Source organism: Micrococcales bacterium (genome assembly GCA_016703125.1).
Classification (GTDB): Bacteria; Actinomycetota; Actinomycetes; order S36-B12; family UBA10799; genus JADKAV01.
Genome location: JADJCR010000009.1, coordinates 47,312 through 67,706, shown reverse-complemented (window position 1 = coordinate 67,706; position 20,395 = coordinate 47,312). Strand labels below are relative to the sequence as shown.

16 protein-coding genes and 6 pseudogenes are annotated in these 20,395 nt (G+C 69.8%); 11 read left to right on the top strand and 11 right to left on the bottom strand.

Features of this window, described 5'->3' with window-relative positions; all coding sequences use genetic code 11:
* From amrB to IPG68_13900, 6 genes and pseudogenes are all read right to left on the bottom strand, one after another.
* The coding region (gene amrB, locus IPG68_13925; protein MBK6764291.1) for an AmmeMemoRadiSam system protein B at window positions 1-689 on the bottom strand (689 nt) is incomplete at its 3' end.
* Window positions 689-2,018, bottom strand: a pseudogene (locus IPG68_13920) (AMP-binding protein). The gene amrB and the pseudogene IPG68_13920, both read right to left, overlap by 1 nt.
* Before the next feature lie 9 nt (window positions 2,019-2,027).
* A pseudogene (amrS, locus tag IPG68_13915) lies at window positions 2,028-3,163 on the bottom strand (AmmeMemoRadiSam system radical SAM enzyme).
* A gap of 25 nt (window positions 3,164-3,188) precedes the next feature.
* Window positions 3,189-3,545, bottom strand: coding sequence for a hypothetical protein (locus tag IPG68_13910; protein ID MBK6764290.1), 357 nt, complete (start codon window positions 3,543-3,545; stop codon window positions 3,189-3,191).
* The gene (locus IPG68_13905; protein ID MBK6764289.1) at window positions 3,545-3,751 is read right to left on the bottom strand and encodes a hypothetical protein; all 207 of its coding nucleotides are present in this window, start codon (window positions 3,749-3,751) and stop codon (window positions 3,545-3,547) included. The genes IPG68_13910 and IPG68_13905 overlap by 1 nt, the downstream gene beginning before the upstream one ends.
* 25 nt (window positions 3,752-3,776) lie before the next feature.
* A pseudogene (locus tag IPG68_13900) lies at window positions 3,777-4,411 on the bottom strand (DUF2461 domain-containing protein).
* A gap of 159 nt (window positions 4,412-4,570) precedes the next feature.
* On the opposite strand from IPG68_13900, the gene IPG68_13895 reads away from it, so the two are divergent.
* Window positions 4,571-5,833, top strand: coding sequence for an acyltransferase (locus IPG68_13895; protein ID MBK6764288.1), 1,263 nt, complete (start codon window positions 4,571-4,573; stop codon window positions 5,831-5,833).
* Here the strand turns inward: IPG68_13895 and IPG68_13890 are convergent.
* From IPG68_13890 to IPG68_13875, 4 genes and pseudogenes are all read right to left on the bottom strand, one after another.
* Window positions 5,811-6,083 (bottom strand): DUF202 domain-containing protein, encoded by a 273-nt coding sequence (locus tag IPG68_13890; GenBank protein ID MBK6764287.1) that lies wholly within the window; start codon window positions 6,081-6,083, stop codon window positions 5,811-5,813. The two genes, IPG68_13895 and IPG68_13890, sit on opposite strands and share 23 nt — an antisense overlap.
* Window positions 6,080-6,412, bottom strand: a complete 333-nt coding sequence (locus IPG68_13885; GenBank protein ID MBK6764286.1) for a DUF202 domain-containing protein — start codon at window positions 6,410-6,412, stop codon at window positions 6,080-6,082. The genes IPG68_13890 and IPG68_13885 overlap by 4 nt, the downstream gene beginning before the upstream one ends.
* Window positions 6,409-8,060, bottom strand: a pseudogene (locus IPG68_13880) (alpha-glucosidase). The gene IPG68_13885 and the pseudogene IPG68_13880 overlap by 4 nt, the downstream one beginning before the upstream one ends.
* A 42-nt stretch (window positions 8,061-8,102) precedes the next feature.
* The gene (locus IPG68_13875) at window positions 8,103-10,211 is read right to left on the bottom strand and encodes a hypothetical protein (protein ID MBK6764285.1); all 2,109 of its coding nucleotides are present in this window, start codon (window positions 10,209-10,211) and stop codon (window positions 8,103-8,105) included.
* Between the two features lie 116 nt (window positions 10,212-10,327).
* On the opposite strand from IPG68_13875, the gene IPG68_13870 reads away from it, so the two are divergent.
* From IPG68_13870 to IPG68_13840, 7 genes and pseudogenes are all read left to right on the top strand, one after another.
* Entirely contained in the window at window positions 10,328-11,059 is a 732-nt protein-coding gene (locus IPG68_13870) for a CHASE domain-containing protein (protein ID MBK6764284.1), read from the top strand.
* A pseudogene (locus IPG68_13865) lies at window positions 11,019-11,873 on the top strand (GGDEF domain-containing protein). The gene IPG68_13870 and the pseudogene IPG68_13865 overlap by 41 nt, the downstream one beginning before the upstream one ends.
* Before the next feature lie 24 nt (window positions 11,874-11,897).
* A pseudogene (locus IPG68_13860) lies at window positions 11,898-12,083 on the top strand (EAL domain-containing protein).
* 10 nt (window positions 12,084-12,093) lie between these two features.
* The gene (locus IPG68_13855) at window positions 12,094-12,483 is read left to right on the top strand and encodes an EAL domain-containing protein (GenBank protein MBK6764283.1); all 390 of its coding nucleotides are present in this window, start codon (window positions 12,094-12,096) and stop codon (window positions 12,481-12,483) included.
* Window positions 12,484-12,968: 485 nt separating this feature from the next.
* On the top strand, window positions 12,969-14,813 hold the full coding sequence (typA, locus tag IPG68_13850) for a translational GTPase TypA (GenBank protein ID MBK6764282.1): 1,845 nt from the start codon (window positions 12,969-12,971) through the stop codon (window positions 14,811-14,813).
* 315 nt (window positions 14,814-15,128) lie between these two features.
* Window positions 15,129-16,406, top strand: a complete 1,278-nt coding sequence (locus tag IPG68_13845) for a DUF2510 domain-containing protein (GenBank protein MBK6764281.1) — start codon at window positions 15,129-15,131, stop codon at window positions 16,404-16,406.
* 9 nt (window positions 16,407-16,415) lie between these two features.
* Window positions 16,416-16,805, top strand: coding sequence for a VOC family protein (locus IPG68_13840; protein ID MBK6764280.1), 390 nt, complete (start codon window positions 16,416-16,418; stop codon window positions 16,803-16,805).
* Between the two features lie 6 nt (window positions 16,806-16,811).
* Here IPG68_13840 and IPG68_13835 read toward each other — a convergent pair whose 3' ends face one another.
* Window positions 16,812-18,365, bottom strand: a complete 1,554-nt coding sequence (locus tag IPG68_13835; protein ID MBK6764279.1) for an alpha/beta-hydrolase family protein — start codon at window positions 18,363-18,365, stop codon at window positions 16,812-16,814.
* 73 nt (window positions 18,366-18,438) lie between these two features.
* On the opposite strand from IPG68_13835, the gene IPG68_13830 reads away from it, so the two are divergent.
* From IPG68_13830 to IPG68_13820, 3 genes are read left to right on the top strand one after another with little or no spacing between them, the layout of a single operon-like run.
* Complete coding sequence (locus IPG68_13830; protein ID MBK6764278.1) at window positions 18,439-18,735, top strand: 4a-hydroxytetrahydrobiopterin dehydratase; 297 nt, start codon at window positions 18,439-18,441, stop codon at window positions 18,733-18,735.
* Entirely contained in the window at window positions 18,732-19,553 is an 822-nt protein-coding gene (locus tag IPG68_13825; protein ID MBK6764277.1) for a WYL domain-containing protein, read from the top strand. Before IPG68_13830 ends, IPG68_13825 begins: the two co-directional genes overlap by 4 nt.
* Complete coding sequence (locus IPG68_13820) at window positions 19,550-20,332, top strand: WYL domain-containing protein (GenBank protein ID MBK6764276.1); 783 nt, start codon at window positions 19,550-19,552, stop codon at window positions 20,330-20,332. The genes IPG68_13825 and IPG68_13820 overlap by 4 nt, the downstream gene beginning before the upstream one ends.
* Window positions 20,333-20,395: the final 63 nt, after the last annotated feature.

Sequence of the window (20,395 nt, the reverse complement as noted above, 5' to 3'; positions counted from 1 at the left end):
AGGTCCAGCAGTTGCACCCCGAGGTCGCGGCGATCCGCGGCGAGCAGCAGACCGCGCAGCGGGTAGGCCCCGCACGCGTCGTAGTCATCGATGTGCTGCCAGTCCCGGCTCACGACCCGGGCCGCCGTCTGCTCGTCTCGGGCCTGCGCCGCCGCGTACGGCAGGTAGTGCGACAGGTCCGTGGACAGGACGACCACACTGTCGGGGTCTGTGAGGAAACCTTCGAGGACATCCGCGACAGCGACCGGGTCGGCCCGGCCCACCAGCAGCGGCACGAGGCGCCACCCGGTCTCCAACTGCCGCTGCAGGAACGGCAACTGGACCTCGAGGCTGTGTTCCGGGGCGTGCGGGTAGTCATCGCGTACGACGGCCAGGTCGCCGATCGCCTGCTGGTCGATCTCGACCTCACCCAGCGGCGTGCGCCAGAGGTCCGCCACCGGAGCCGCGATGCCGTCGACTGCGACGAAGTGCGCGGGACCGGCCAGGACCACCCGCCCGGTTCTGCGCAAGCGTGCATACGCGTGTCCCGCCACGGGACCCGAGTAGATATGGCCGGCGTGCGGCACGATGACGCCCTGCGGTTGCGGCCCCGGGGGTGCGCCGGCCAGATAGCGGTCCACTTCCCGGGCAAGCTCGTCGGCATCACCGGTGTAGAACCGTCCCGCCACCACCGCCGGTCTGATCTTCATCATCCACCTCCGGACGCGAGCACCAGGCGCTCGACTTTGCCCGACGCATTGTGCGGCAGCGCATCGAGGCGCTCGATCTGTTTGGGCCGCTTGTACCCGGCCAGTTGCCGCGCGGCCCAGGCGCGCAGGTCCTCCGGGCGCGCGGTGCCGGTGTACGCCACGCACACGCGCTGCCCCCACTGCTCATCGTCGCGGCCGAATGCAGCGACCTCCCGCACTCCGGGGCATTCGGCCAGCGCCGCCTCCACCTCGGCGGGGTACACGTTCACGCCACCACTGATGATGAGGTCCTCGCGACGACCCTCCAGGTAGAGGTACCCGCCGTCGACCCGCCCGAGGTCGCCGACGGAGAAGGCGTCCGCGTCCCAGGCCGCGGAGGTCTTCACCGGATCGTTCCAGTACGTGAACCGCGCGAAGTCGGGAGTGTGGCACCAGATGACGCCGTCGCGGGATCTCCAGCGTGCGCCTGGGTCGCGCGCGGCCGACGGTCCCGGGCAGTTGCTCCCAGTCGGCGCCGGGACACACCGTGAACTGCCCCTCGGTGGATCCGTAGAACTCCCACACCGCCTCGGTCCCGGCCCAGCGGTGCAACTGCTGTTTCACGGCGGCCGGGATGGCGGCGCCGGCGTGGGTCACCAGCCGGTAGGGGCTGGGGGGCAGATCGAGGGCGAAGAGCCGCTGCACGTGGCTGGGGACCAGGAAGGCGTGCGTCGGCCGATGCTCGTGCAGCGCCCGCGCGATAGACGGGGCGTCGAAACCCCCGGGCAGCACGGCGCTGCCACCCAGCTGCAGCACGAGCATCGCGTACCGCAGCGGCGCGGCGTGGCACAGCGGCCCGTGCACCAAGGTGACGTCGTCCGGCCCGAAGCCCCACTGGTCGAGTTCGTCGCGCCACAGCGCCTCGGCCAGCTCCTCCCCGATGCTTTGGGTGTACACGCCTTTCGGCCGGCCGGTCGTGCCGGAGGTGTAGTGCATGGGACGGCCCAGCGGCCACTCTGCGAGCTCCGGGACGGGACCTCGGTGGTCGATGAGCGCCCGGAAGTCGGCGGCGTCGCTGACGACCAGCGTGGCGCCGCTGTCGCTGACGATGTGGTCGCGCTCGCCAGCGGTGAGCAGCGGGTTGATCGGGACCGGGACCACGCCCGTGCGTAACGCGGCGCCGACGACCGCTATCACGCATGCCTGCAGGTACGCCGCCTCGTCGGCAGGGAAGCGGTGCTCGGGCGTGACCACAGCCACCCGATCGCCAGGAACCAGTCCGCGGGCCCGCAGACCGGCAGCAGCGGCCGAACTCATCCGCTGGTAGTCGGCGGCCGCCAGCACGAACATGGGCTCAGGCTAGCCGTGCAGCGTCACCGGCAGGCGCCGACGACCCCAGTCGCCAGGGCTCGCGGCGAACACGCCCGGCAGCACCGTCCCGCAGGTGGTGCAGGCGCCGCGGGCGTCGAGTGCGTAGGCCAGGATCTCGTACCAGTCCCGTTCGACGACCGGTGCACCGCACCCGGGGCAGAACGTCGTGTCGCCGGTCGCGTCGTGCACGTTCCCGGTGTACGCGAAGAGTGCACGCCGTGATCCACGGCGATCTGCCGGGCACGGGTGAGGGTCGCCGGCGGCGTGGGAGGGGACGTCCAGCATCTTCCAGTCCGGGTGGAAGGCGCTGAAGTGCCAGGGGACGTCCAGGCCGATGTGCTCGGTCACCCACGCTGCCATCCGTGCGAGTTCTGCGTCGGAATCGTTGTGTCCGGGGACGAGCAAGGTGGTCAGTTCGACCCACACGCCGCACTCCTTCACGGCCCACTCGATGGTCTCGAGACGGTACCGAGGTCACCTCCGCACACCTTGCGGTAGTACTCGTGGGTGAACCCCTTGAGGTCGATGTTGACCGCATCCATCACACCGAGCAGTTCCGCACGCGGCGCCGGCTCGATGTAGCCGGCGGTGACCCCGACGGTCCGGATCCCGCGTTCCCGGCACGCCACGGCGGTGTCGACGGCGTACTCGAGGAAGACGACCGGGTCGTTGTAGGTGAACGCCACGCTGGTGCACCCGAGCCGCACCGCGGCCTCGGCGATGGTCTCCGGGGATGCGCTGTCGGCCAGCGTGTCGATGTCGCGGGACTTGGAGATGTCCCAGTTCTGGCAGAACTTGCACGTGAGGTTGCAGCCGGCCGTACCGAAAGACAGCACCGAAGTGCCGGGCAGGAAGTGGTTGAGCGGCTTCTTCTCGATCGGGTCGATGCAGTACCCGCTGGAGCGCCCGTACGTCGTGGACACGATCGCGTCACCCTCGCGGGCCCGCACGAAGCACAGTCCGCGCTGACCCTCATGCAGCCGGCACGCCCGCGGGCAGACATCGCACTGCACCCGACCGTCAGCGAGTAGGTGCCAGTACTCCGTGTCGGCGATCTCGCCGAACGAAGGGCTGTGCCGCACCTGCGCCCCCACATCTCCACGGCACCACCGTTGACCCGCCATGTCAAGGCCGGCGGCCCGAGGGTAGTCAGCGCAGGTGGTACGCGTAATGACTGTCGAGAGCGAGCAGGAACGCGCCCTGCACAGCGATCGCCGAGCCGTCGCCCGTGCGGCCACTGCGCCACACGGTCGCAGCCAGGGCCAGATATCCCACGTCGGCGACGCAATTGAGCAGCAGGATCGTGCGAAGGCGGCCTGGGTGCGGATCGGGCCGTCTGGCGCCGAAACCCGCGATCGCGGCATCCACCGCACCCCAGGCCAGGGTCTGGCGGCCGAAGGCGCGCGCCTGCGGCGAGCGACCCGCGGCCCACAGCGAAGCACCTCCCACGACTGAGACCGCCGACCACGCACCGAGGGTTCGCATCAGGCCGCGTGACGTGGCCATCAATCACCTCCCACGTAGGGGCAATGCCGGCAGCCACTGAGGCAGCACCGGCCGCGTTCGAGATGCGCCGCCGCGGTCATCACGAACAGACCGGTCCCCGGATCGAGGTAACCGGCATCCCCGGCGGCCACCGCCGCCGCATGACGGCGCAGGATCTCCCGGCGGTGGGGGTGGCTCAACGGCAGGCGGTCCGGGTGGGGCGTCATGGGATCGGGGCGGGGCACTCCATCATTATTCGGGGGGACCGACGATGTCCGCCAACGTGACCATCAATGGGCGCATCTTCTCGAAGGCCGTGTGCAGGGTCTTCCGCACCCGCCGGGTACTCCATCCACGCCTCCGGCTCCCAGACCTTCCGTGACATGCATCGACCGGTGGCGGAGGAGGTCGATGTCCGGGTTGTCCTCGTCCACCCCCCGTGGTCGGGTCTTGAGCATGTCACCGCCGATCTCGAACCCCGATCTGGGCAGGGGTTTCAGGGCAGCCCGCAGCCGGTCGCCGCCGGCGTCCAGGAGGTACTCGCGGTAGCGCTTCACCTGCGCCGGGGTCGACTGGTACCAGCCACCGGCGGCCATCAGGCCCTGTGCCGAGACCTGTAGATACCAGCCCAAGCCGTTCTCGGCTTCGAACACCCAACCCTGGTGGTCCTTGTAGGGCGTCTTGTCACGGCTGAAACGCATGTCCCGGTACGGCCGGTAGAGATGCGCCGGGCCGAAGTCCGGTTCGAGTGCGTCGGCGATGGCCTGCAGCGGCTCCCGCACGGACTGCTCGTAGTCGGCCTTGTGCTCGACCCAGAACTCACGGGTGTTGTCGGCGGCGAGGCGCTCGTAGAACTCGAACGCCTCAGCCGGGATGCCAGTGCTCATAGTGGGAAGCCTGCCAGCGCCGTGGACGCCCCGTCATCACCTTCGGGCACATCTGTGCACAACCGGCAGTGATCATCGAGGCGGTGCCGGCGAGGCTGACGAATACGACGCACGTCGCGCCGCGTGTTCTCCGGGCAGCCCATCACTAGGCTCGGCCGCATGGCCACCCAGCGGATCGGCACCCGCGTCCTGGCGGCTTCCGGTGATCGCGACCGGGTGCTCGACACCGTCAAGGCCGTGGCGCTGCTCCTGGTGATCGTCGGGCACAGCCTGGCGTGGCACACCCCTGGCGACGGCACCGCCATCAACGTCCTCGAAGTCGCCCCCTGGCTCATCCCGCTCACCTGGGTGTTCCAGGTGCTGCCACTGTTCTTCGCCGCCGGCGCGGTGTCCAACGCCGCGTCGCTGGCGCGACATGACCGGCGGGCCTACCTGAGTTCACGCGGCCGCCGCCTGCTGGCTCCGGTCCTGGTCTACGCCACGCTCTGGACCGCGGTGCTGATCCCTTTCGCGGGATCCAGCACCGTCGAGGGGGCTGGGCGTTTCCTGGCCCAACTGCTCTGGTTCGCCGGCGTCTACCTGCTGGTCGCCGCCGCCGCCGTGTTCACCATCAAGTGGGCGAACCGGCCGTGGCTCACTCTGGTCGCCTGGTTCCTGCTCATCGTCGCCGTCGACACTGTGCGCACGACCCCCTGGGCGGCCTGGGGCTGGGTCAACATGCTGCTGGTGTGGGGCTGGCTGCACCAAGTGGGCTACCACCTGCCGGCCGCACGCGGGCGCCGTTGGGCGGCTCCTGCCGGCGCGGCCCTGATCGCAGTGTCGGTGGCGGTGGCCTTCGCGGGTCCGTACTCCCACTCGCTGATCTCCGTGGCGGGCCTGCCGGGGCTGTCCAACCTGGCACCCCCGAGCACCGTCCTGGCGATCTACGGCGCCGGCCAGATCCTGCTGATCGCGGGGCTGTGGCCGTGGCTTCAGCGCCTGCTCGCCAATGACCGGCTGTGGGTGGCCATCGCGCTCATCGGGGCCCGGGGCATGGGCATGTACCTGTGGCACATCCCGCTGGTGGGACTCGCAGCGGGCACCGCCATCGCCACCGGCTGGCAGGCTGCACCCCTGAGCGCCCCCTGGTGGCTCGTCCACGCCGGCGTGGTCGTCCTGGTCGTCCCCACCGCCTGGGCACTGGCGGGCCTGGCGCACGGCCCCGAGAGACTGCTGGCCCGGCTGCGGCTGCCAGGTGGGTGGCCGGGGGTGGCGTGTGCCGCGGGCGGGCTCGCCGTCCTCAACATGGCCGCGACCGGTTTCGCAACCCGGTGGGGCCCCGGGGCGGTCGGCCTGCCATCGGCCGCCCTGCTCAATCTCGCGGTCGTGTGGCTGGCCTTCCTGACGTGCAACGCCGCCGTCAGCGGGCGAACAGCACGCTGAGCGCCAGCAGGCACCCGCAGACCGTCAGCACCGCCGGCTCCCAGGAGGCCACTGCGTCGGTCCCCAGGCGCAACGCGGTGAGTCGCCATAGAGCCGGCATGCAGGCGAGAACCGTGACCGCCCCGCACAGCGCCGCCAGCTCCAGCAACCCGCCCGTGGCCAGGTGGACCGCACCCACCCCACCGACCACCAGCACCGCCAGGATGGTCCGCCGCCAGGCCAGCCGCGTGCGCTCCCACTGCGAGTTCACAGCAGGATCCCGATGGTGACCAGCAGTGCCAGCAGAACCATGCCGATGGTGAGGATCAAGGGTCCGCGCTGCGTCGGTAATGCCTCGCCGCGGCGCATGGCTTCCTGGACCCTCAGCCAGTGCAGGTAGGAGGTGACCGTGAGCACCCCACCGAGGGCGGCAAATCCGAGCGCGACCAGCGCCAGCCACCGGGCGCCTGCGGCAGTCTCGGTGATGAACAGGCGGATCGCGATGCCCGCGGCGATCAGCGCCAGGCCCGTGCGCACCCAGGCCAGGTAGGTGCGCTCGTTGGCCAGCGAGTAGCGGTAGTCGGGCTCGTCGTCCATCATCCGGCCTGCCGGTAGACGCGGGCCTCCCAGGGTCGCAGGAGCGCCCCTTGCGGCTGCGGAAGGTTGGCGATCACGACCTCGCCGGTCATCTCGAGCGGACAGGTCACCGGCTCGTCGGAGCAGTTGGCCACGACCAGCAGCCGCTGCGGGCCCAGTGTGCGGGTGAAGGCAAAGAGCTGCGGATGGTCGGCCAGCAGCAGCTCGTACCCGCCGGACTGCACGACCGGATCCTCGTGGCGCAGCGCGATCAGCCGTCGGTAGTAGTGGAAGACCGACCCGGGATCTGCGCGCTGAACGGCGGCGTTGACCTCGGTGTGATCGGGGTTGACCGCGATCCACGGCGTGCCCGTCGTGAAACCGGCCGCCGGTCCGGCATCCCACTGCATCGGCGTGCGCGCGTTGTCGCGGCTGACCGACCGCATGGCTGCCAGGACGTCCTCAGCCCGGCACCCCAGGTGCTCGACGGCCTCGCGGTAGTGGTTCAGGCACTCGACGTCGCGGAACTGATCGATGCCGGCGAAGGGGTGGTTCGCCATCCCCAACTCCTCGCCCTGGTAGACGTAGGGCGTCCCCTTCTGAAGGTGCAGGACAGTCGCCAGCGCGGTGGCCGACGCCGCCCGGAACGCCGTGTCATCGCCGTACCGGGAGACGATGCGGGGCTGGTCGTGGTTGTTCCAGTACAGGCTGTTCCAGCCCACCTCGGCCAGCCCGTACTGCCACTTCGACAGGTTCTCCTTGAGGTCCTGCAGTCGCACCGGGCGCCGGTCCCACTTGCTGGGCCCCTGGTCCAGTTCCATGTGCTCGAACTGGAACACCATGTCCAGTTCCCGAACGGCCGGGTCGGTGAGGTCCCGGGCCTGCTGCACACTCACCCCGGGCGTCTCTCCCACGGTCAAGTACTCGCCGGACCGGTGCGCGAAGACCGCTCGGTCCATCTCCTGCAGGAACTCGTGCAACCGGGGGCCGTTGCGGAAGTACGGTCCGCCGTCGCCGTACAGGCCTCCGGGCGCAAGTTGTCCGTCCGGGAGGTCCGGCAGTTTCGACACCATGTTGATGACGTCCATCCGGAAGCCGTCGACCCCGCGGTCCAGCCACCAGTTCATGACTGTGTGGACCGCCGAACCTGCGGGGTTCTCCCAGTTCAGGTCCGGCTGCTTGCGCGAGAACAGGTGCAGGTAGTAGGCGTCCGTGGTTTCGCCGAACGCCACGCGCTGCCGGAGAAGATCGAACCCCAGTTGTTTGGTGGTTTCCCGTCCCGGCCCTCGCGCCACCAGTACCAGTCGCGTTTGGGGTTGTCCCGGCTGGAGCGCGACTCGACGAACCACGGGTGCTCGTCGGACGTGTGGTTCACGACCAGGTCCATCACAAGCTTCATCCCCCGCTCGTGCACGCCCGCCAGCAGCCGGTCGAAGTCGCCCAACGTGCCGAACACCGGGTCGATGTCGTGGTAGTCGCTGATGTCGTAGCCGTTGTCGTCCTGCGGCGAACGGTAGATCGGGGACAGCCACAGCGCATCCACGCCCAGTTCGGCCAGGTAGTCCAGCTTCGACTCGATGCCGGGGAGGTCGCCGAAGCCGTCGGCGTCGGAGTCGGCGAAGGAGCGGGGGTAGATCTGGTAGACGACTGCGTTCTTCCACCATGCCTGCACGAGCGACACGCTAAGGCATCCGGGCGGCAGGTGGTCGGTCTGTCAGCCCACGCCGTTGAGTTCGTCGACGACGACCAGCAGGTCCCCCTGGTCGTACCAGTTGACGGCGACGAAGTTGGGGATGTGCTCGCGCTCCTGCTGACACCTACGCACTCGCTCACCGAGCACGTCCTCGGCATTGGCCTTCTGGGCGCTGGACACCAGGGTCCGGAAACTGCTCAACCAGTGGTTCACCAGGAACAGGTCCGAGTCCGCCGATCCCCGGTTCGGTGCGCAGTCGAACTCGTCGACCGACGCGTAGGTGTACCCGGTGTCCTGCACGACATCGAATCCTTGGTGCAGGTACGGGTAGCGCGACCCGCCCCCTTCGTTCTCCATCAGCACCAGCAGGCGCTTGCCGCTGTCGATCATCTGTCCGAGGGTGGGCCACGCGGCCCCGGGTTCGTGCACGTACGCCATGTCCACGAGGCCTGCCCGCTCGAAGACCGCAGCCGTGTCCGCCGGCGTGGTGGCGTCCTGGATGAAGACCGTGACCACCTCGCGCGGATGTGCGGCCATCCAGGTCTTGAGGCCCTCGAGTTCACCGCGCAACTGCGTGGCACCCAACTCGCACAGGGTGTGGCACATGTACACCTGCTCTGTGCCGACTGTCTTCTCACCGCGCAACCGGTCGATCGAGCGCTGCATGGCCGGTGTGATCTCGGTGGCCCGGCCCTCGGTGAGGTCCGACTGCGCGCGCGCCAGCGAGCGCTCGGCGGTGACGACGCCCCCGGAACCGGTGGGCTGTCCGTACCAGGTGTCGATGAGGAACACGCGGATCCCGTCGGCCAGGGAGTTGACCATGCCGGTCGGCTGTTCGGCGAGGTACCATCCGCTCTCGTCGGCCGCCGACATGGCGTTGTGACTGGCGGGGAAGGCCACCTGGTCGAACGGCCTGTCACACAGTTCGCGGCGACCGTTGCAGGCCTGCGGGTCGGCGTCGACGGCGGCGACCGGCGTGGCCTGCGGCAAGGCCGTGGGCAGCAGTACCACCGCGAGCAGGCCGACCGCCACCACCCCGGCGCCGACGGGGAAGACCCATGCCCAGCGCCAGCGGCGGACATCGGTGCCGGCCACCTGCCGTTCGCGTGCCCGCTCCACCACGAGGTCCACCTCGGCCACACCGACGAGGAACACCGCCAGCCCCGCGAGCACCGTCACACCAGCCACGGCGACGCTAGGGAACACGACGCACGCCGCACCGACCGCGATGAGTCCCAGGCCGCGGGCCATCGCCCAGCCCGGGCGCGGCGGGCGTTTGACGATCCACCGCCCCAGGGCGCTCACCCGTTCGTGCACGTGCACCTGCGGCAGCACCGCACTCGCGGCCACCACCAGCAGCCCGCCGACCACTGCCGTGGTCACCACCCGCAGACCCAGTGCCGCCCCGAACGCCGACACCGCGGAGCGCAGCACAGCGGACGGCAGCGGACCCGGGTCGTAGAGCCGGGCCACCACCCAGACCACCGCCAGGCCGACCCCGAGCGTGGCAGCCACCGCGATCAGCGCCCACCCGATCTTGAGGATCCCCATCCGCCGGTCCGGGGCCAGCACCACGGCGACGACCCAGACCGCCAGGGCGAGCACGGGCAGCACCAGCGCCAGTGCGGTGATCGCCTGGAACCACGGGATGATCTGGGCCGCGGGCCCCTCCTGCCCACCGATGCTGGCCAGCGTGACGTCCAGATCCGCGGGCACCTTCTCCGCCAGATCCGGCGCCACCGCCTCCAGTAGGGACACCGCCGCCGACCCCAGATCTGCAATCGTCAGGACCGCGGAATCCGAACCCTCCTGGGTCAGCGCACTGTGGAAGGATGCGACTGCCGTGGTGAAGATGCCGTTCAAAGCGGAACTGGCGATCAGCGCCGCGGCCCCGGTCTCGATGGCCGGCGCGATCGCCACGAGGTCCGGCTCGGCGTCCACCACCGCCGCTGCGAGTTCCTCGCCGATCGCTGCGGCCAGCACCGGGTCCTGACGCATCTGGTTGACGTGGGCGGCGAAGTGCTGCCCGTTGACGACGTTGGCGTTGAGGAATCCGGCCACACTGGCCAGCAGGAACAGTACGGCACCCAGCACCACGCTCACCGCGGACCACCGCGCGTTGCCGGCCATGCCACCTCCCGGGGCACAGACTAGGGCCACCGTCAGTGGGACGCCGATCGTCGTCACCCTCTGTGTGCGCATGCTTCCAGCGCGCTACCGACGCGCCGAACGAAGATCATATTCATGTGGCCGATGACGACGCGTCGCCGAAGCCATCGGAGTGGAAGTACGCCATCCCGGTGGCGCTGCTGGCTGCGCTCGGCATCGCGCTCACGATCGGTCTGGTCCAGATGCAGCGCCACTACGTCCGCGCAGGGGCCGACCACGCTGTCTCCGACGCGGTGAGTGCCTCCGCAGAGCGGGCTGGTCAGTCCTTGGGAACGCTGAACGGGTCCCTGAGCGCGGTGGCCGGCTGGTTCGCGGTGGACAACCTGGTCTCCGAACCGGAGTTCCGTACGTTCGTCCAGCAGGCCTTCAAAGACCGCGACGACGTCCAAGCCGTGCAGTATGCGCGCCTGATCAGCGCCAACCAGCGCGCCGGCCTCGAGCAACAGCTGGCCGCGGACGGACATGCCGGCACCATCGCGGAGGCGGGGCCGCAGGGCCTGCAGGCTGCGGGTGACCGCGAGCAGTACCTACCGATTCTCTACACCTACCCGGCAGCCGGGAACCAGAACGTCTACGGGCTCGATGCTCTGGCCAGGCCGCAGACACAGCCGGCGATCCTGCAGTCGCGGGACACCGGCCGCACAGCCGTCGGCCCACTGATCGACATCGTGCAGAACGCGACGCCGTCCCCTGTTGGCTTTCGCACCGGTCTGACGGCCCGGAGCGCGACCCTCCACCCTGGCTCAGCGACAGGCGGCCTGGTCCGGCATGGTCGTGGGCGTCCTGCGGGTGCAGGACTGGATGGCTGAGTCAACCCGCGATACCGAACCGGGCAGCATGTCGCTGGCCCTGATTGACCGCCGGCAGCAGCCCGCCCAGGTGGTGTGGAGCAACAGCGACGGCCTCGACGTCGGCGCAGTGTCCACCTGGACCGCCCAGGCCAACATCAGTCTCGGTGACGGCCAGGAACTGCAGTTGGTCGGAGAGCCCACCCCGGCGCTGGTCGCCGCACAGGGCTCCTGGCGGCCGTGGCTGGCACTGGCCGCCGGGTTGATCGCCACACTGCTGCTGTGCACCGCTGTGTGGAAGTGGCTGGACGCACGCCGGATCCAGCGCACCGCCGACGACCTGCAGCAAGCCACCAACCGGCTGCGCTTCCTGGCCGAGCGCGACCCGCTCACCGGCCTGCCGCACCGGGACGGCCTGCGCAGCTGGATGGACGAGTGGGCGGTCCGCAACCCGCAGCGGTCGCTGGCCGTGCTGTTCATGGACCTCGACGGGTTCAAGGAGGTCAACACGACCTGGGGTCACCCCACCGGCGACCTGGTGCTGCGTCAGATCGGGCAGCGCCTGACGGTGCTGGCCGGCGACCCGGACTCCACCGTGGCCCGGCTCGGCGGCGACGAGTTCGTCGTCACCCGCGCGATGGACCGCGGATCGGTCGACGGGCTGAGCACGATGGTGCAGACACTTATCAGCGAGCCGATCCCCATCGGGGACCGCGACGTGCAGTTGACCAGCTCCATCGGGATCGCGATCTACCCGGAGGACGGCAGTACCCTCGACACGCTGTTGACCAACGCGGATATCGCCGTACGCAGCGCCAAGGAACGGCCGTCTGCGGCGGTGGTGCGATTCGACCCCGTCATGGCCGCCCAGGGGGCGGTACAGCGACAACGGGCCCGCGCCCTGCGCGTGGCCATCCGCCGCCCCGACGACAACTTCTTCCTGGAGTACCAGCCGCAGATCGACATGCGCACCGGATCGCTGGTCGCCGCTGAGGCCCTCGTGCGGTGGCGCGACGCCAGCGGCCGGCTGGTACCCCCTCACCGAAGCCGCAGCGATGGACGAGCACGCGCAGCGCGAACTCGACCGCATCCGGGCGTTGGGTGTCGACATCTCGATCGACGATTTCGGCACCGGCTTCTCGTCGCTGTCCCGGCTGGCCGACCTGCCCACCCACCAACTCAAGATCGACCGCGCGTTCGTTCACGGACTGGGGCAGTCCGCGGAGTCCCTGGAGATCGTTCGCACCATCGTGGCACTGGCACGAGCCCTGGACCTGGAGGTGCTCGCCGAGGGGGTGGAAACCCCGTTGCAGGCGTTGACGCTGCTCGACGAGGGTGTGCACATCGCGCAGGGCTTCCTGTTCGCACGGCCGCTCGCGCCCGACCTGTGCCTGCAGATGTGGCACACCGGCGTGGCCATGCCACAGGTGCTCGCCCGGCGGTGAACCTCAGGTCGCCGAGATGCAGTAGTTGATCGCCTTGCCCGGCTTGTACCCACCCGAGTACTTCATGAACGTGGTCCAGTTGACCCGCGACCAGGCTCTTGATCCGGCCGTTGACCCACGGCCGGGTCCAGGTTCCGTTCGGGTTGCCGAACTCGTCCCACTTCTGCACCGAGAACACGCCGCCACCGGCCGTGCCGCGCAGGCAGAAGTACTCGCTGTAGAAGGCCCCCCGAGCCCCTACGACCTGCGTGCCGCTCTTGCGCAGGATCACGAACTCCCCCACGTACATGCCGTCGCCGGTGGCCTGCACATGCTTGACCATGTAGATGTCCTTGACCGGTGCCGCCTGGACTGCAGGCGCGCCCAGTGCCAGCACCGCCGCAGCCCCCGCGACCGCCGCCATCATCCGCTTCATGACGACCTCCCCTCCACTCCCACCGTACGCCTGCGACAATCGGTTGTATCCCCCGATCTGAGGACTCCCCATGGCCCTGCGCAGCGACCTGCGAAACGTCGCGATCATCGCCCACGTCGATCACGGCAAGACCACGCTCGTCGACGCCATGCTGTGGCAGTCCGGAGCCTTCCGCGAGAACGCCGACATCGCTGATCGCGTGATGGACTCCATGGACCTGGAGCGTGAGAAAGGCATCACCATCCTCGCCAAGCAGACGGCGGTGACCCACGGGAACGTGACGATCAACATCATCGACACCCCAGGGCACGCCGACTTCGGCGGCGAGGTGGAACGTGGCCTGGAGATGGTCGACGGTGTGCTGCTGCTGGTCGACGCCTCCGAAGGCCCGTTGCCGCAGACCCGGTTCGTGCTGCGCAAGGCACTGACCAAGCAACTGCCGGTGGTGCTGGTGGTGAACAAGGTCGACCGGTCCGACGCCCGGATCGCCGAGGTGGTCGACGAGGTCTACGAACTGTTCTTCGACCTCGACGCCACGGAGGAGCAGATCGACTTCCCGATCCTCTACGCCAGCGCGAGGGCAGGCCGAGCCAGTACGCAGCGGCCCGCGGACGGCGCGATGCCGGACTCCGACGACCTCGAGCCGCTGTTCACCGCGCTGGTCGAGACCGTTCCCCCACCCCGGTACGACGCTGACGCCCCCCTGCAGGCCCACGTGACGAACCTCGACGCGTCGGCCTATCTGGGACGCCTGGCGATCTGCCGCATCCATGGCGGCACGATCCGCAAAGGGCAGCAGGTCGCCTGGTGCCGCGCGGACGGCAGCATGACCACGGCCAAGGTCAGCGAGTTGCTGATGACCGATGCCCTGGAGCGGGTGCCGGTGGAACAGGCCGGGCCCGGGGACATCATCGCGGTGGCGGGCATGCCGGACATCACGATCGGCGAAACGCTGGCCGACCCGGCCGACCCCCGGCCACTGCCGGTCATCACCGTCGACGAGCCCAGCATCTCGGTGACCATCGGTACGAACACCTCGCCCCTGGCCGGCAAGGACGGCGCGAAGATGACCGCGCGGCTGATCAAGAACCGCCTGGATGCGGAGTTGATCGGCAACGTATCGCTGCGCGTGGCCGAGACCGACCGCCCCGACGCCTGGGAGGTCCAGGGCCGTGGGGAACTGCAGCTGGCGGTGCTCGTGGAGATGATGCGGCGGGAGGGCTTCGAGCTGACCGTCGGCAAACCCCTGGTCGTCACCCGGGAGATCGACGGGACCCTGCACGAGCCGATGGAGAACCTCACCGTCGACATCCCCGAAGACTACGTCGGCGTGGTTTCGCAGTTGATGGGCCTGCGCCGGGGCCGCATGGACGACATGACCAATCACGGCACCGGGTGGGTGCGTATGGAGTTCACGGTGCCCGCTCGCGCGCTCATCGGGTTCCGCACCGAGTTCCTCACCGAGACCCGCGGCACGGGCCTGATGCACCACGTATTCGGCGGTTACGAGCCATGGCACGGCGACCTGCGCACCCGGCCCACCGGTTCGCTGGTGGCCGACCGCCGCGGCACCGTGACCAGCTTCGCGTGCTTCAACCTCCAGGAGCGGGGAACCCTGTTCGTGGAGCCCGGGGCCGAGGTCTACGAGGGCATGATCGTCGGCGAGAACGCCCGCGCCGACGACATGGACGTCAACCCCACGAAGGAGAAGAAGCTCACCAACATCCGCTCGTCGACCGGCGAGGAGTTGGAGCGTTTGATCCCGCCGCGGGTGCTGTCGCTGGAGCAGGCTCTGGAGTTCTGTCGCGAGGACGAGTGTGTCGAGGTCACCCCTCGGACCGTGCGACTGCGCAAGGTCGAACTTAACGCCGCGCTCCGGGCGAGGGCGACCGCGCGGCGCAAGGCCCGGGGGTAGGGTCCGGGGGCGGCGCTACCCGGGAGTGACCCAACCCCGCAGAACCCCTCCCCGATGCAGAAACCGCGCACAACGCCGGCCGCACCGGCGAACCCGGGAGTGAAACCGCTACCCGGGAGCGATCCAACCCCGCAGAACCTCTCCCCGACGACCGAACCACTCCCCGATGCAGAAACCGCGCACAACCCCGCCGCCCCGCGGGAACCCAGGAGGGACCCGACCGTACAGAACCTCCCCCCGGCGCACAAAGCGCGCCAACCCGTAAGCCTGCAGCCACGAACCACCCACGCGACCGCCTCCATCTAGCCTTGACCCATGAGCCATGACACGCCGCAGGCAGGCTGGTACCCCAACCCCGACGGAACCGGTGGCTTGCGCTGGTGGAGCGGGGTGGGTTGGACCGAGTACACCCGGCCCAACCCCGAAGGCGAGCACGCGGCCGAGCAGCCGACAGCGGTCCTGCCGGAACCCACGACCCCGTTGCCGCCGGAACCGACCGCACCCGTGCCGGCCGCAGCCTGGGGTCAGCCCGGCGGTGGGCAGCCCGCCCCCCCGCCACAGACCCCGTCGTACGCCGCGTACACCCCGCCGCCGGGCAGGCCCCTGACCGCCAGCGGGATGCGCCCGCTCGGCGGCATGTTCAGCGATATCGGCCGTATCACGCGCCGGGCATGGTGGCCGATCCTGGCGATCTCGGTGGCGATCTGGGTGGGGGTCTCCGCGGTTCTGGCGGTGATCACCTTCGCAGTGGTCGACACCGGCGCCCTGCGGGCGGGCCTGGACACGCTGGGGGCGGCCCTGGAAGCCAACCCCGAGGGCGACTTCAGCCAGGCCGAGGTCGATGCCATGACATCGGAGTTCTCCCGGGCCTTCTCGGCGCTGCCACTGGGCGGCTGGGTGGTCCTCGGTGCGCTGCTCAGCGTGCTGTTGCTGATCGCGTCCACGGTTCAGATCGGCGCTGTGAACCGGCTGGGAATGGACGCCGCTGCGACGAACCGCGTTTCCTGGGCAGCGGCCTGGCGCAGTGGTTTCGTCGCCGGGTTCCGGCTGTTCGGGTACTACGTGTTGCTGGTGATGGTGATGACCGCGGCGGTCGTGGCAGTCACGGTGGTCATCGTGCTCACTGCCCAGTTCGCCCCCGCCCTGGCCATCGGACTGGGCATCCTTGCGTTCTTCGGCTTCTTCGCCGTGTCGTTCTGGCTCACCGGACGGCTGATCCCGGCGGTGGCGCAAGCCGTGGTCGGACGGCGGGCGCTGAGTTGGTCCTGGCGCGCCACCCGCGGCAAGTTCTGGGGCGTCCTCGGCCGGTACCTGCTGTGGTCGCTGGCCGCCTCCGTGATCGTCAATGTGATCACGACGGTGGTGAGCATCCCGATCAGCTTGCTGTTCCTCGGGCAGGCGACCAGCACGGCCGACCCCTCGGCGTCGCTAGGGCTGGCCCTGACACTCAACCTCGTCCTGCTGCCGCTGTCCATGGCGCTGGCAGCGATCACCGTCATGGGCATCGTGCCGATCTGGCGCGATCTCACCGACGACCCGGTGTACCGGTCGATCGATGCCCAAGGGGTTCCGGTGACGCCCCCCGGCGACTAGGGTGCACGCATGCCGAGGCCCGTGCATCTCGAGATCCACGCCAGCGACCCCGCCGCCCTCATCGCGTTCTACCAGGCCGTCTTCGGCTGGTCGTTCGAGCAGTGGGGCGACGTCGAGTACTGGGTGATCACCACCGGGGACGAAGCCATGGGGATCAACGGCGGGCTGCTGCCCCGGCAAGGTTCCCGACCGGATCCCGGCGCCCCCGTCAGCGGCGCGGTGCCGGTGATCGGCGTGGGGGACTGCGCCGAGTACCACCGGAGGGCCCTGCAGGCAGGTGCGACGGAAACGATGCCCGTCTCGCAGATGCCAGGAGTCGGCACCCTCGCGTACTTCCAGGACCCCGACGGCAACCATTTCGGCATCATCGAGCCGACGATGCCGCCGGCCGGGAACTGACAGGACTCAGGTGGGCGGCAGCGAACCGGTGGTGACCGTCACCGTCACACTGTCACGCTCGATCTCGCGCTGCGCCAAGAGCGCTTCCACCTTCGCCACGTCGGCACCACGACCCACCACTGCGGCCAGGATCGGGCCGAGATCGGCACGGTAGTCGTGGCCGACGGACCGGAACACTCCCGACTGCTGCTGCGCGGCGAAGATGAGGTCGAAGATCACCTGCCACCACGTGAGCACCGGCAGCCACTGCATGTCGGCCGGCACGTTGCGCCCACGCGGCCCGCGCAGCCAGGCCGGGCGGCGCCACGCCAGCCGGCCATCCCAGCGGGTCACCGGGTCCGCGTCATGATCGATGAACCACAGTTGGGCGCGTTCGGCACCGGTCATCTGCTGCCAGCGGTCGAGGTGCACGACGTCGCCGCTGTGCAGGAGGTCGTTGCGCAATGACGGACCACCCGGGGTTCCGACGGACACCAGGGCATCCACACCCACGACGCGGCCGGTGGCGTCGACCCGCGACGGCGAGCGCTGTAGCGCCTCCTGAGCCACCCGGGCCCCCAGGCTCTCCCCGTACATGATCACGCGCGGCCGATGCGCCTGCCGCGCCACGCGGTCGTCGATGCGATCCAGCAACAGCCGCACAGTCAGCGATCCCAGGCCCACCCGAGGCAACGACAGCATCGACGGCAGCACCCCGTACTGGACGACAACACTCGCGCAGTCCCCGCGCGTGAAGCACTCGACGGCCTCGGCCGCGACGTAGTCGGCGTAGCCCGACCCGGCGGGACTCATGATCAGCACGGTGCCCCGGTCGAACGCGCCGAGCCGCTCGAGTTCCCGCATCGCAAGATCGACCCGCTGCTCAGGGGTGTTAGCCGACTCCAGACCCACGTACACGCGCACCGGCTCGCGGGCCCGACCGTCCACCGAGCCTATCTGCCCGGCGGGGGTGCGGAACCACACGAAGCGCCGGCCGTCGCGGGCGAGGGTGTCGTACGCGATCTGCGACCCGGGCCCACCGGTGACGTAGGGGCTGTCCGGCGGTTCCTGCAAGGCCGGGTCGGCACGGGTACCGACCTCTCGCAGGTTCTCCAGCGCCATGCGGGCGCCGACCGTTCCGGCGGCAGTGACGACCGCACCCGCCGCCGCGGCCACTCCCCCCGTCCACACCGCGGCGGACCCGCCGCGCCGGTGTGCGATCGCCGCACCCGCGGCACGAGCCAGCCCGGCAGCCACCCCCGGCGCACAGGCCACCGCGCAGCCGCCGAGCCCGCCGATGCCGACTGCGATGGCCGGGTTCTGGGGCCGCGGGTCCCAGTCGGGGTGTGATTCGCGCTGGGCGCGGACATGGTGCACGGCGCGCGCGGCGGCAGTCGCCAGCCCGCCGACGAGCACCGCGACGGGAATTCGCCGGGACGCCATCGGGGCCACCGCCAGACCTGCGGTCGCCGCGCAGGCCGCTGTCACCATGGCCTGGTGCTGGGTCTTGCGGGGAACCAAAGAGGGACGCAACGACTCGACGACCGCGAACGACATGGCGAGCATGCGCGCGGTGTCCATCGGGCCATTCTGGCGCGAGCCGGCGGTTGCGCGGACTTGCCACGCCCGCCCCCGGCAGGCCACGCTCGATCCCGTGAGCCGACCTTTGACGCCCGAGGAGATCCAGCGGCACCTGCGGGACCTGCCCGGTTGGGCCGGGGACACCACCGCGTTGCGCCGAACCGTCGAGTTCGGGGACTTCGCCACCGCTATCCGGGCCGTGACCGAGGTGGCGCAGGCCGCCGAGGACATGGACCACCACCCCGACATGGACATCCGATGGCGCACCATCGTGTTCGCCGTGTCCACACACTCCGCCGGCGGGGTGACCCAGCTCGATGTCGAATTGGCCCACCAGATCTCGGCCATCACGGCATCCTTGGACTCATGAGTCAGGCCAAGGCCTACCAGCGCCTCCTCGACCTGGCGCTGACGTTGACCTCCGCGGGCAGGGTCGGTGTGCGCAGCCCCGATCTCATGACCCGGCTCGGCTATGAGGATTCCGACGCCGGCAAGCGGGCTTTCATGCGCGACCTCGACGACCTGCGGGAAACCGGCCTGGAGATCGAGAACGCCTCGGCCCTCGGCGAGGAGGCCCGCTACGTGGTCCGGCCCGGGGACGTGCGCTGGCGGGTGGAGTTCACCCCGGCCCAGCGCACCGCCCTGCAAGCCGCCCTGGCCGCCGCTTCCGCCACGGGCATGGTGACCGTGCACCGCAGAGACCTGCCCGTGGACCTTGACCGGGTGCGCGAGGCCGTCCGCCGGCGTTGCGTCATGTACTTCGACTACAACGGCCGTTCCCGGGTGGTCGATCCCCAGAGCTGGGAATGGTCAGGCCACGATCTCGTGGTGACCGGGTGGGAGGCGGCCGCCCGGATGATCAAGAGTTTCGCCGTGGCCCGCATGGAGAACCTCGAGATCGGCGCGCCCGGCTCGGCCCAACCGCCCACTGACATCGTGCGGCCGGGGCTCGACCCGATCACCTGGCAGGTCGACCCGCCCGTCATCGCCGTGCTGTCCTGCCCAGGGTTCGCCGACGACGTGATCTCGCTGGTCGGCGGCACGCAGGTCGGCGACGAGGTCCACGTCGAGGTGACGAACCGGTTGATCTTCCTGGCCCGGGTCATAGAACTCGGCTCGCGCGCGCGACTGGTCGCACCGGAGGTCCTCCGCGACGCCCTGCGCGAGTTGCTGGAGGCGGCACTGTGAACGCGGCCAAGCAGACCAGAGCCAGCGAGTCCTTCGGTCGGCTGTCCACAGTCCTCAACCTGCTGCACGCACATCCCCGCGGCTTGAGTCTGGCCTACCTGGCCGACGAGGTGGGCATCCCGGAGGTGCGGCTACGCCAGGAGATCCTGGACTTCTACACCGCGGACACCCTCGGTGTGCGCCCCGACACGATCGTGTTCGTGTCGTCCGACGGTCAGGAGGAGGACCCGGCGCAGGCCGAGGTGGTGCGGGTCACGTGTGACCAGCCGAGCGCCGAACTCGGGGTGCAACTGCTCTCGCCCCAGCAGTGGTTCGAGGTCTACGAGAAGGCCAGCCGGCTGGCCCAGATGAACCCCGGCGACGCCGATCTCGCCAGTGCCGTCGAGGTCATCCGCGGACGCATCCTCGGCGAATTGCCGGCACGGCCCGAGAGCGACACGGGACGCACACTGTCCGAGGCGATCACCGGGCACCGGTGGGTGGCGCTGGAATACTCCCGGGCGTGGAAGCCCGGACTGGTCGAGGCCACCGTCGCGCCGCTGCGGCTGGTGGAGACCACACGGGGCTGGGAACTGGACGCCATGCGCTCCGACGGCGAACTGCGGACGTTCATCGTGGACCGGATCCGCAGCGCCGCGACGACCGGGGCGACGTTCGTGACACCGGTGGACATCCGCGCACGCCTGGCCGGGCAGCGTGAGGTGACCACGGTGGACCTCGTGGTGCCGCACGGGTTCCGCTGGGCCGTCGACCGCTACGCCGAGGGCACGAGGTCGTGACCAGTGACGAGGGCGACGTGTGCGTGCGCGCCGACTTCCTGCCACCGGTGGCCGAACGGGTGG